The following is a 12404-nucleotide window of genomic DNA, read 5'->3' on the forward strand; positions in this document are numbered from 1 at the left end:
AACGTGCCGGTGAAGGTCCCGTGAAGCGTGGTCCGGCGCGGCGGACGGGCCAGGACGGCTTGCGAGGGTCGCGGCCCCGGCACGGTAGGTTCTACACGTGACATCCCCGATCGACCGCCTTCGTCCTGCCGCGACCACCCGTCGGTCGGTCGGGGACCTGGCAGCACGGTTCGGTCTCGACGTCCGCGCAGGTGGCGGGCCTGGCGGGCCGTCCGCCCCGGGCCCCGTGGAGGTGTGGTCGGTCGCGTCCGACGACCGGACCGCGGACGCGGGCGACCTCTTCGTGGCCCTCCCCGGCGCCCGTGCGCACGGGGCGCGCTTCGCGCCCGCCGCCGTCGCGCGCGGTGCCCACGCCGTCCTCACGGACGAGGAGGGCGCGGCGCTGGTGGCCCAGGCGGGGCTCGACGTCCCCGTGCTCGTGGCCGCAGACCCGCGCGCGTTGCTCGGCCCGGTCGCCGCGTGGGTCTACGGCAGCCCCGCGCAGGACCTCACGACGTTCGGCGTGACCGGGACGAACGGCAAGACCACCACCACGTACCTCGTCGACCACGCGCTGCGCGCGCTCGGCTGGAAGGGCGGCCTCATCGGCACGGTGGAGATGCGGTCGGGCGACCGCGTCCTGCCCAGCCGGCTCACGACGCCCGAGGCCGCCGACCTGCAGGCGCTGCTCGCCGCGATGCGCGAGGACGCGGTGCGCACCCTCGCGATGGAGGTCTCGTCGCACGCGCTCGCGCTGCACCGGGTCGACGGGCTCGTGTTCGACGTCGTCGGCTTCACCAACCTCAGCCAGGACCACCTCGACTTCCACGGCGACCTGCAGGAGTACTTCGAGGCGAAGGCGCTCCTGTTCACGCCGGAGCACGCCCGCCGCGGCGTCGTCGTCGTCGACGACGCGTGGGGCGAGCGCATGGTCGCTGCCGCCGGTATCCCGGTCGCGACGCTGCGCGTCGGTGCGCGGAGCCCGGAGGACGGGCAACCCGTCGCGGACTGGACCGTGCACGACGTCGAGCCGTCGGCGGCCGGGGGCTCCGCGTTCACGCTGCACCACCGCGACGGCCGCAGCGTGCGCACGACGACCGCCCTGCCCGGCACCTTCAACGTGGCCAACGCGGCGCTCGCCCTCGCGCTCGTGCTCGAGGCGGGCACGGACCCGCGTGACCTGGAGGCGGCGCTCGACGCGGCCGGCGGGCTCACCCCGGCCGTCCCAGGGCGCATGGAGCTCGTGTCGCGTCCGCCGCACCGGCCGCGCGTCGTCGTCGACTTCGCCCACAACCCGGACGCGCTCGCGCTCGCGCTCGACGCGCTGCGCCCGACGACGCGCGGCCGCCTGGTCGTCGTGTTCGGCGCCACGGGCGACCGTGACCGCGGCAAGCGGCCCACGATGGGGGGCGTCGCGGTCGAGGGGGCCGACGTCGTCGTCGTGACGGACGACGACCCGCACGGCGAGGACCCGGCCGCGATCCGGGCCGAGGTCCTCCCGGGGGCGCTCGCCGCCCGCGAGGCGGCGGCCGCAGCCCCGGAGGCGCGCGACGTCGTCGTCCTCGAGGTCGCGCCGCGCGCACGGGCGATCCACCAGGCGGTCGCCGCCGCGGGCCCCGACGACACGGTGCTCGTCGCGGGGCGCGGCCACGAGGTGTGGCAGGAGATCGCCGGCGTCGACCACCCCCTGGACGACCGCGTCGAGGCGCGCGCCGCGCTCGAGGAGCGAGGCGCGGCCCGCGCACCCCACGACACCCCCGACGACCTGAAGGAGCACCACGCATGATCGAGCTCACTGCGGCGCAGGTGGCCGCAGCGACCGGCGGACGGCTGTCCGCCGACCCGGAGGTGCGGGTCGGGGGGCCCGTCGTCGTCGACTCGCGCCGGGTCGCGCCGGGGTCGCTCTTCGTCGCGCTGCCCGGCGAGCACGTCGACGGCCACGACTACGCGGCAGGGGCCGTCGCCGCCGGCGCGACCCTCGTCCTCGCGGCGCGCGAGCTCGACGTGCCGTGCGTCGTCGTCGACGACGTCCAGACCGCCCTCGGCGAGCTCGCCCGGCACGTGCTCGCGACGCTGCGCGAGCGCGGCGACGTGCGCGTGGTCGCCGTGACGGGCTCCGTGGGCAAGACGACGACCAAGGACCTGCTGGGTCAGCTGCTGCGGCCCGAGGGCGAGACGGTCGTGCCGCGCGGCTCGTTCAACAACGAGATCGGGCTCCCGCTCACCGTGCTCGAGGCGGACGCGTCCACGCGGTTCCTGGTGCTGGAGATGGGCGCGAGCGGCGTCGGTCACCTCACCTACCTGACGCGCATCGCGCCGCCCGACGTCTCGGTGGTCCTCGTCGTGGGCAGCGCCCACCTCGGGGAGTTCGGCGGGATCGAGGCCGTGGCGCGAGCGAAGGCGGAGATCGTCACGGGCCTGGCTCCGGGAGGGGTCGCGGTGCTCAACGCCGACGACCTCCGGGTCGCCGCGATGGCCGACGCCGCCCCGGGCGAGGTCGTGACGTTCGGGACGATCCCCGCGTCCGACGTGCGCGCCGAGGACCTCGGGATCGACCGCACCGGCCGTGCGTCCTTCACGCTGCGCGTCCGTCCGGGAGCTGCCGGGGACGCGCGGCCGACCGAGGAGACGCACGCGCGCGTGACCCTCGGCCTCGTAGGGGAGCACCACGTGACGAACGCCCTCGCGGCCGCGACGGCGGCGCTGCGGCTCGGCGTCGCGCTGCCCGACGTCGCCGCGCGGCTGTCCGACGCGCGCGCGCTGAGCCCGCACCGCATGCAGGTCACCGAGCGGCCCGACGGCGTCACGGTGATCGACGACTCCTACAACGCCAACCCCGACTCGATGCGGGCCGCGCTCAAGGCGCTGGCCGTCATGGCGGGGCGCGACCGACGGTCCGTCGCGGTGCTCGGCGAGATGCTCGAGCTCGGCGAGGACTCGCGCGTCGCTCACGACGACCTCGGCCGGCTCGTGGTCCGATTGAACGTCAAGCTGCTCGTCGTGGTCGGCGAGGGCGCCGGCGGGATCCACGACGGCGCGACCCAGGAGGGGTCGTGGGGCGACGAGACACGGTTCGTCCCCGACGTGGAGGCGGCGTCCGCGCTGCTGCGCGACGAGCTGCGGGAAGGGGACGTCGTGCTCGTGAAGGCCTCGAACGGGTCCGGGCTGTGGCGGCTCGGCGACGAGCTGGCCGCGGCCGGCGCGGACACGCCCGGAGGTGACGGCGCATGATCGCGATCATCGTCGCGGCGAGCGTCTCCCTGCTCGTCGCCCTCTTCGGGACGCCGCTGTTCATCCGGTTCCTCGTCCACCGCAACTACGGGCAGTTCGTCCGCCAGGACGGCCCGACAGCGCACTTCACCAAGCGCGGGACGCCCACCATGGGCGGGGTGGTGATCATCGGGGCGACGCTCCTCGGCTGGGCGATGTCGTACGTCGTCTCGGGGCGGTTCCCGAGCGTCTCCTCCTTGCTCGTGCTGTTCCTCATGACCGGGCTCGGGATCGTCGGGTTCCTCGACGACTTCACGAAGATCCGCAAGCAGCGCAGCCTCGGGCTCACGGCGCGCGCCAAGATCATCGGCCAGGGGGCCGTCGGCATCGCGTTCGCGGTGCTCGCGCTGCAGTTCCCCAACGAGCACGGCCGGACGCCCGCGTCCACGCGCATCTCCTTCCTGCGCGACACGAACCTCGACCTCGCGTTCGCGGGCGCGACGGTCGGGCTGATCCTCTTCGTGATCTGGGCGAACTTCCTCATCACGGCGTGGTCGAACGCGGTGAACCTCACCGACGGCCTCGACGGACTCGCGACGGGCGTCTCGCTCATCGTGTTCGGCTCGTACGTGCTCGTGGGCATCTGGCAGTTCAACCAGACGTGCCAGCGGCTCGCCTCCGCGGGCCCGCGCTGCTACGAGACGCGAGACCCGCAGGACCTCGCGATCGTGGCCGCGGCGATCGTCGGCGCGTGCTTCGGCTTCCTGTGGTGGAACGCGAGCCCGGCGAAGATCTTCATGGGCGACACCGGCTCGCTCGCCCTCGGCGGCGCGCTCGCCGGCCTGTCGATCCTTACGCGCACCGAGTTCCTCGCGCTCATCATCGGCGGCCTGTTCGTCATCATCGTGCTCTCCGACGTCATCCAGATCGGCTTCTTCAAGATGACCGGGCGGCGCGTGTTCAAGATGGCCCCGCTGCACCACCACTTCGAGCTGTCCGGCTGGGGCGAGGTCACGATCGTCATCCGCTTCTGGCTCATCGCCGGGCTGTTCGCCGCGCTCGGCTTCGGCATCTTCTACGCCGAGTGGGTGGTCAGCTAGTGGCACGCGACCGTCACGACCTCGCGGTCCCGCTCGACGAGGCGCGCGTGGTCGTCGCGGGCCTCGGCGTCTCGGGCCGGGCCGCCGTCGCCGCGCTCGCACCGCGGGCCGCCGCCGTCGTCACGCTCGACGACCGCGCCGCGGACGCCGACCTGCGCGACGCGGACGACGTCGACCTCGCGGCGACCGACCTCGTCGTCGTCTCGCCCGGCTGGCCGCCCTCCCACCCGCTGCTCGTCGCGGCGGGGGAGCGGGGCGTGCCGGTGTGGAGCGAGGTCGAGCTCGCGTGGCGGCTGCGCGTGGACGGACCCTCCGGGCGCCCCGCGCCGTGGCTCGCCGTGACCGGGACGAACGGCAAGACGACGACCGTCGAGATGCTCGAGACGATCCTGCGGACCGCGGGGCTACGTGCCGCGGCGGTGGGTAACGTCGGCACCCCGGTGGTCGAGGCGGTGGCCGACCCCACGCTCGACGTGCTCGCCGTGGAGCTCTCGAGCTTCCAGCTGCACTTCACGCACACGACGTCGCCCGAGGCGGGCGCGGTGCTCAACGTCGCCCCGGACCACCTCGACTGGCACGGCGGGATCGACGCGTACGCCGCGGACAAGGGCCGGGTCTTCGAGGACGCGCAGGTGGCGTGCGTCTACAACGCCGCCGACCCGCGCACCGAGGCGCTGGTGCGCGAGGCCGACGTGGTCGAGGGCGCGCGCGCCGTCGGCTTCACGCTCGGCGCACCGGCGCGCGGCCAGCTCGGCGTGATCGAGGACGTGCTCGTGGACCGCGCCTTCCATGCGCCCGCGGACGCGCCCGACCGGCACACGCACGCGGCCGAGTTCGCCACGCTGGGCGACCTCGCGCACCTGGCCGGGGCCGACGGCGTCGTGCCCGCGCACGTCGTCGCGAACGCGCTCGCCGCAGCCGCCCTCGCGCGGGCCCACGGCGTCCCGGCCGTCGCCGTGCGTGACGGTCTGCGGGCGTTCCGCACGGGCTCGCACCGCATCGAGCAGGTCGCGTCCGTCGACGGCGTCGCCTACGTCGACGACTCCAAGGCGACGAACGCGCACGCGGCCTCCGCGTCGCTCGCGTCGTTCGCGCCCGGGACCGTCGTGTGGGTCGCGGGCGGCCTCGCCAAGGGCGCCTCGTTCGACGAGCTCGTCGCCGCGCGCGCCGACCGGCTGCGGGCCGTGGTGCTCATCGGCGTGGACGCGGCGCCGTTCGCGGGCGCGCTCGCCCGACACGCGCCCGATATCCCGGTCGTGCGGGTCGATCCTGGCGAGACTGGGACGGTGATGCCCCGCGCCGTCGACTCCGCCCGCCGCCTCGCGCAGGCCGGCGACACCGTGCTGCTCGCCCCGGCCGGCGCGTCGATGGACCAGTTCCGCTCGTACGCGGCGCGCGGCGACGCGTTCGCCGACGCGGCGCGCGCGCTGCGCCCCGACCACGGGTAGGCCGGCCCGGCCATGACACAGACCGCGAACGGACGAGGGGCGCCGTCGACGCGCACGACCCCACGCACGGGCGCGGGTCGGAAGACGGCACCGGGCCGGGCGAAGGCCTCGGCCCGCAGCGGGGCGCGCCCCCGCACGCCCGCCACCCCGACCGAGCGGCCCTGGCTCGGACAGTGGAACAGCACCGTGACGAGCTACTACCTCCTGGTCGGGGCGACCGCGTTGCTGACGATCATCGGGCTCGTCATGGTGTTCTCGAGCTCGGCCGTCACGGAGATCGCCGCGGGCAAGTCCCCGTTCAACGCGTTCGCCAAGCAGGCGCAGTTCGTCCTCATCGGGCTTCCGGTGCTCCTGATCGCGACGCGGATCCCGGTCGCGTGGTACCGGCGCCTCGCCTGGCCTGCGCTGGTCGCGGCGGTGGCGCTACAGCTCCTCATCTTCACGCCGCTCGCGAAGAACGTGAACGGCAACACGAACTGGATCGACCTGGGCGCCTTCGACGTGCAGCCGTCGGAGGTCGCGAAGCTCGCGCTCGCGCTGTGGCTCGGCGCGGTGCTCGGCCGCAAGCAGCGGCTGCTCGGGCAGTGGCGCCACGTGCTGGTCCCCGCGGTGCCGGTCGCCGTGCTCGTCATCGGGCTCGTCCTGGCAGGTCACGACCTGGGCACCGCGCTCGTGCTCATGGCGCTCGTCGCGGGCGCGTTCTTCGTCTCGGGAGCCGACGGCCGTCTCCTCGCGCTCGGCGCCGGGCTCGCGGCCTTCGTCGTGGGCTACGTCTTCATCCTCAACCAGTCGGGCGGCGACCGGCTGGGGCGCATCATGGCCACGTACCGTGAGTGCACGGACACGTTGGGCGAGTGCTACCAGTCGCTGCACGGGCAGTGGGCGCTGGGCACCGGGGGCCTCACGGGCGTCGGACTCGGTGCCAGCCGCGAGAAGTGGAGCTACCTCCCGGAGGCGCACAACGACTTCATCTTCGCCGTGATCGGCGAGGAGCTGGGCCTCTTCGGCACGCTCCTCGTCCTCGGCCTGTTCGTGATCGTCGGCGTCGCGACCAGCCGGATCGTCCGGCGGCACCCGGACCCCTTCGTGAAGATCACGACCGCGGCGATCGCGTGCTGGATCGTCGGGCAGGCGTTCATCAACATCGGCGTCGTGATCGGGCTGCTCCCCGTGATCGGCGTCCCGTTGCCGCTCGTCTCCGCCGGCGGCTCGGCGCTCATCATGACCATGGCCGCGCTCGGGGTGCTCATCTCGTTCGCGCGCACGGAGCCCGGCGCGGCCGAGGCGCTGGCGGCGCGGGGGAGCGTCGTACGGCGCTCGCTCGCGGTCGTGGGCCGGGCGGCCCGGCCCCGGCGCCGAGCGCGATGACCCCGGTCCGGTGACCGGGCGACACCGGCCCCCGCGGCCGACATCTTCAGACCACAGCCAGGACGCGGCACCCGCCGCAGGGAAGGACGACGAGGTACGTGACGACGATCGGTTCGGTGGTGCTCGCAGGCGGCGGGACGGCGGGGCACGTGAACCCGCTCCTGGCGGTGGCGGACGAGCTGCGGGCGCGTGAGCCCGGCGTGGTGGTGACCGCGCTCGGGGTCGCGGGCGGCCTGGAGGACGACCTCGTCCCCGCGCGCGGCTACCCCCTGCGGCACGTGCCGCGCGTCCCCCTCCCGCGACGGCCGAGCGCCGAGTGGGTCAACCTCCCGGGGCGGCTCAAGTCGGCGGTCGACGCCGCGGGTGCCGTCATCGACGAGACGGGCGCACGCGTCGTGGTGGGCTTCGGCGGCTACGTGTCGACCCCCGCCTACCTCGCCGCGCGCCGTCGTGACGTCCCGGTGGTGATCCACGAGCAGAACGCGCGGCCGGGGCTCGCCAACCGGCTCGGTGCCCGGTGGGCTGCGCGCGTCGGGGTGACGTTCGAGGGCACCCCGCTCAAGGGCGGCGTGGTGACGGGCCTGCCGCTGCGCCGCGAGATCCAGGACCTCGTGGCCGCCCGCGCGGCCGACGCGGGGGCCGTGCGCACGGACGCCGCGGCGCGGCTCGGGCTCGACCCGGGTCGGCGCACGCTCGTCGTCACGGGCGGGTCGCTCGGGGCGCAGAGCCTCAACGAGGCGGTCTCCGGGGCGGCCGACGCGCTGCTCGGCGCGGGCGCGCAGGTCCTGCACCTGACGGGCAAGGGCAAGGACGCCGCCGTCCGCGACGCGGCCACGGCCGCCGTCGCGGCCCGGCCCGGCGCGCGGTACGACGTGCGCGAGTACCTCGCCGAGATGCAGCTCGCGCTCGCCGTCGCGGACCTGGTCGTGTGCCGCGCGGGCGCGGGGACCGTGGGCGAGCTCGCGGCGCTGGGCATCCCCGCCGTGTACGTGCCCCTGCCGATCGGCAACGGCGAGCAGCGGCTCAACGCGGGCCCGGTCGTCGCGGCCGGAGGCGGCCTGCTCGTCGACGACGCGCAGCTCGACGCGGTCTGGGTCGCCCGCGAGGTCCCGGCGCTGCTCGGCGACCCGGCGCGACTCGACGCGATGGCGCGCGCGGCCGCCGGCGCGGGGGTGCGCGACGGCGCGGCGCGCGTCGCCGACCTCGTCGCGGAGGCGGTCGCCGCCGCCGGCCAGACCGGGACGCGCTCGTGACGACGCCCGGCGCCACCGCCCCGGTCCCGCTCGAGGAGCTCGGCACGGTCCACCTCGTCGGGGTCGGAGGCGCCGGGATGTCCGTGGTCGCACGGCTCCTCGCCGCCCACGGTGTCCGGGTGCAGGGCTCGGACGCGCGCGAGAGCGAGACGCTCACCGCGCTCCGGGCCGACGGCGTGCAGGTCTGGGCGGGGCACGACGCCGCCCACGTCACGGGCGCGGACACGCTCGTCGTCTCGAGCGCGGTCCGCGAGTCGAACCCGGAGCTCGCCGCCGCGCGTGCCGCGGGGCTGCGCGTGCTGCACCGCTCGCAGGCGCTCGCGTCGCTCATGGCGCGCGGCCGTTCGGTCGCGGTCGCCGGCGCGCACGGCAAGACGACGACGTCCGCGATGATCGCGACGGTCCTGCGCGGCGCGGGCCTCGACCCGTCGTTCGCGATCGGCGGCACGGTGCTCACCGCGGACGGTCCCGTCGCCGGGGGGCACCTCGGGTCCGACGTCCTCGTCGCCGAGGCCGACGAGTCGGACGGCTCGTTCCTCAACTACGCGCCCGACGTCGCGGTCGTGACGAACGTGGAGCCGGACCACCTCGACCACTACGGGTCGCGCGCGGCGTTCGAGCAGGCGTTCGTCGACTTCGCGGCACGGATCGTCCCGGGCGGGACGCTCGTCGCGTGCGCGGACGACGCCGGGGCGCGGGCGCTCGCGGCCGCCCACGCCGAGGGCGGGGGCGTGGTCGTCACCTACGGCGCGGCCGAGGACGCCGACGTGCGCGTGTCGGACGTGCGCCCGACCGCCGACGACGGGCGTGCCGGCGCGCGGGCGTCGCTCGCGGGTGCTGTCGGGGGCGCCACGCTCGACGGGCTCGAGCTGGGGCTGCGCGTGCCGGGCCACCACAACGTACTGAATGCCACAGCGGCGGTCGTGACGGCGGTCGTGCTCGGCGTGGAGCCGGCGGCGGCTGTGGCGTCGGCGCACGGCTTCCTCGGCACGGGGCGCCGGTTCGAGGCACGCGGCGAGGCCGGCGGGGTGCGGGTCGTCGACGACTACGCGCACCACCCGACGGAGGTCGCGGCGCTGCTGGCCGCCGCGCGGCCCGTCGCCGCAGGTGGCCGGGTGCTCGTGCTCTTCCAGCCCCACCTGTACTCGCGCACCGCGACGTTCGCGCGCGAGTTCGCGCAGGCGCTGGGGGCTGCGGACGAGGTCGTGGTCACGGGGATCTATGCCGCACGGGAGGACCCCGACCCGGCGGTGGGACCACGCACGATCACGGACCTGATGGACGCCCCCGGCGTCGTGGTGGCAGCCGTGGAGGACCGGGTCGAGGCCGCGCGCCACGTCGCGGACGCCGCGCGGCCGGGGGACCTCGTCCTCACGGTCGGGGCCGGCGACGTGACCGAGCTGGGCGCGGTGGTCCTCGCGCGGGTCGCCGAGCGGACCGCCGGTGCCGGGGCTCCCGGAGGGGGCGCGGCCTGATGCGCCCGCCGCCCCGGCCCCGACCCGCCGCACCCCGACCGGACCGGTCGGGCGCGGGGGAGAGCGCCGCGCGGCCGGCGGCCCCGGCACGGCCGGGGACGCCGAAGCCGGTCACCCGGGCGCCGGCCGAGGAGACGCCCACCCGGCCCGTCCGCCGCGTGACCTCCGCCGGGCGCGAGCTCGTGCCGTCGACCACCGCGCGCCCACGGGCCGGCGGGCCCGCGACGGGACCGCAGAGCGTCCGAGGGCGGCCGCGGGGTTCCGCGCGGACGCCGACCGCCTCGCGCGGGACGCCGACGGCGCCGGTCGGCGTGGTGTCGCACGGGATGACCGAGCGGCTGGCCGAGCGCGACGCGATGCGCCGGCACCGGGTGCGCACCCGCGTGCTGGGGTGGGTCTCGGGCGCCCTCGTGGCGGCCGCGATCGTGTGGCTCGCGTTCTTCTCCTCGGTGCTCGGGCTCGACCCGGAGGACGTGACGATCTCGGGGGAGGGCACGGTGATCGACCCGGCCCAGGTCGAGGCCGTCGTCGCGGAGTCCGCCGGGGTGCCGCTGCCGCGGCTGGACACGGTCGCCCTGCGCGAACAGGTCCTGGCGCTCAACGGCGTCCGCGACGTCGAGATCCGCCGCGCCTGGCCGGCGGGGCTGACCGTGCGGCTCGAGCCGCGCGAACCCGTGGTCGCGGTCCCGGTGGACGGCGGGTTCGCGCTGCTCGACGCGGACGGCGTGCAGGTCCGGACGGACCCCGTCGTCCCCGACGGCCTGCCGGAGATCGACGCCCCGCTCGACGACCGCGGGGCCAAGGCGCTCGACGCGGCGCTCGTGCTCCTCAACGCGCTGCCGGCCGACCTCCACGCGCAGGTCGCCGAGGTCTCGGCCCCGACGCGGGACGCCGTCCGGATGACGCTGCGCGACGGCGTCGTGGTGGAGTGGGGGAGCTCGGAGGAGGCGGCGCTCAAGGTGCGCGTCCTGCAGACGCTCCGGGCGGTCCCGGAGAACGCGGGCGTGACGCTCTACGACGTCTCGGCACCCACGATGCCGGTGACGCGATGACCCGCACGGTGGCGTCCCGACCGGGGATCGCCGACACGCGCGAGGCGGTCGTTGATGATGGGCACGTCGACACCTACGGTCGACCCATGAACGACCTGACATAACTATAACCCTCTAGTTGAGGGTGAAGGTTCAGGGCTGACCGATCGAGAGGCATTGACGTGGCAACTCCGCAGAACTACCTAGCAGTGATCAAGGTGGTCGGCATCGGCGGTGGGGGCGTGAACGCCGTCAACCGGATGATCGAGGTCGGCCTCAAGGGCGTCGAGTTCATCGCCATCAACACGGACGCGCAGGCGCTCCTCATGTCGGACGCCGACGTCAAGCTCGACGTCGGCCGCGAGCTGACGCGCGGTCTCGGCGCCGGCGCAGACCCCGAGGTCGGCAAGAAGGCCGCCGAGGACCACGCCGAGGAGATCGAGGACGTGCTGCGCGGCGCGGACATGGTCTTCGTCACCGCGGGCGAGGGCGGCGGCACCGGCACGGGCGGCGCGCCCGTCGTCGCGCGGATCGCGCGCTCGCTGGGCGCGCTGACCGTCGGTGTCGTGACCCGGCCGTTCACCTTCGAGGGTCGTCGCCGCTCCGTCCAGGCGGACCAGGGCATCGAGAACCTGCGCAACGAGGTCGACACCCTCATCGTCATCCCCAACGACCGCCTCCTGTCGATGTCCGACCGCAACGTCAGCGCGCTCCAGGCCTTCCACCAGGCGGACCAGGTGCTGCTCTCCGGCGTGCAGGGCATCACGGACCTCATCACGACGCCTGGTCTCATCAACCTGGACTTCGCCGACGTCAAGTCGGTCATGCAGGGTGCGGGCAGCGCCCTCATGGGCATCGGCAACGCACGGGGCGACGACCGCGCCGTGCAGGCTGCCGAGATGGCGATCTCGTCGCCGCTGCTGGAGGCCAGCATCGACGGCGCGCACGGTGTCCTCCTGTCGATCCAGGGCGGCTCCGACCTCGGGCTCTTCGAGATCAACGAGGCCGCGCGCCTCGTCCACGAGGCCGCCCACACCGAGGCGAACATCATCTTCGGCGCCGTGATCGACGACGCCCTGGGCGACGAGGTGCGTGTCACCGTCATCGCCGCGGGCTTCGACGGTGGCGCGCCGCAGGTCCGCGGCGACGCCCGCGCGCTCGGCCAGGTGGCCGGCGCGCAGCGCCCGGCGACGAGCGCGATCCCCGTCGTGGCGGCCGCGCGCCCGGTGCCCCCCGCGCCGGCCCCGACGACCGGAGCGCACACGCTGCCCCGCCCGGTGGTGCCGATCCAGCCGGAGGCCGACGACGTGCCCGTCACGCTCGACGGGGGCTCGGGCCCGGTCCCCGTCCAGCCGACGCCCGCCCCGACGTTCACGGTGGTCGGCTCGGGCGACGCCGCGAACCAGAACGCCGACGCGGTGCCGGGCGGCCAGAACGCGGGTGTCGAGGTGCCGCCGCGGATCTTCGACGAGGAGCCGGCGCGTCGCAAGGTCGAGGAGCTCGACGTCCCCGACTTCCTCAAGTGACCCGGTGCTGACCC

The 12404-nt window shown here is 75.3% G+C and carries 9 protein-coding genes; all 9 read left to right on the top strand.

Annotated features, from left to right (window positions below; genetic code table 11):
- The first annotated feature begins 97 nt into the window (after positions 1–97).
- The 9 genes from NF338_RS15040 to ftsZ all read left to right on the top strand — a co-directional run bounded on the left by NF338_RS15040 (position 98) and on the right by ftsZ (position 12390).
- A complete protein-coding gene (locus NF338_RS15040) occupies positions 98–1765 on the top strand; it encodes a UDP-N-acetylmuramoyl-L-alanyl-D-glutamate--2,6-diaminopimelate ligase (RefSeq protein ID WP_264031519.1) in 1668 nt (555 codons plus the stop codon).
- The gene (locus NF338_RS15045; RefSeq protein WP_264031520.1) at positions 1762–3210 is read left to right on the top strand and encodes a UDP-N-acetylmuramoyl-tripeptide--D-alanyl-D-alanine ligase; all 1449 of its coding nucleotides are present in this window, start codon (positions 1762–1764) and stop codon (positions 3208–3210) included. Before NF338_RS15040 ends, NF338_RS15045 begins: the two co-directional genes overlap by 4 nt.
- Positions 3207–4289 (top strand): phospho-N-acetylmuramoyl-pentapeptide-transferase, encoded by a 1083-nt coding sequence (mraY, locus tag NF338_RS15050; RefSeq protein WP_264031521.1) that lies wholly within the window; start codon positions 3207–3209, stop codon positions 4287–4289. The genes NF338_RS15045 and mraY overlap by 4 nt, the downstream gene beginning before the upstream one ends.
- On the top strand, positions 4289–5737 hold the full coding sequence (gene murD, locus NF338_RS15055) for a UDP-N-acetylmuramoyl-L-alanine--D-glutamate ligase (protein WP_264031522.1): 1449 nt from the start codon (positions 4289–4291) through the stop codon (positions 5735–5737). The genes mraY and murD overlap by 1 nt, the downstream gene beginning before the upstream one ends.
- Before the next feature lie 186 nt (positions 5738–5923).
- A complete protein-coding gene (ftsW, locus tag NF338_RS15060) occupies positions 5924–7105 on the top strand; it encodes a putative lipid II flippase FtsW (protein ID WP_318783104.1) in 1182 nt (393 codons plus the stop codon).
- A gap of 98 nt (positions 7106–7203) precedes the next feature.
- The gene (murG, locus tag NF338_RS15065; RefSeq protein ID WP_264031524.1) at positions 7204–8358 is read left to right on the top strand and encodes an undecaprenyldiphospho-muramoylpentapeptide beta-N-acetylglucosaminyltransferase; all 1155 of its coding nucleotides are present in this window, start codon (positions 7204–7206) and stop codon (positions 8356–8358) included.
- Positions 8355–9833, top strand: coding sequence for a UDP-N-acetylmuramate--L-alanine ligase (gene murC / locus NF338_RS15070; RefSeq protein ID WP_318783105.1), 1479 nt, complete (start codon positions 8355–8357; stop codon positions 9831–9833). The genes murG and murC overlap by 4 nt, the downstream gene beginning before the upstream one ends.
- Positions 9834–10159: 326 nt before the next feature.
- Entirely contained in the window at positions 10160–10885 is a 726-nt protein-coding gene (locus NF338_RS15075; RefSeq protein ID WP_264031525.1) for a cell division protein FtsQ/DivIB, read from the top strand.
- A gap of 161 nt (positions 10886–11046) precedes the next feature.
- Positions 11047–12390, top strand: a complete 1344-nt coding sequence (gene ftsZ, locus NF338_RS15080; RefSeq protein ID WP_264031526.1) for a cell division protein FtsZ — start codon at positions 11047–11049, stop codon at positions 12388–12390.
- Positions 12391–12404 lie beyond the last annotated feature (14 nt).

Source organism: Cellulosimicrobium sp. SH8 (assembly GCF_025818875.1).
Classification (GTDB): Bacteria; Actinomycetota; Actinomycetes; order Actinomycetales; family Cellulomonadaceae; genus Cellulosimicrobium; species Cellulosimicrobium cellulans_D.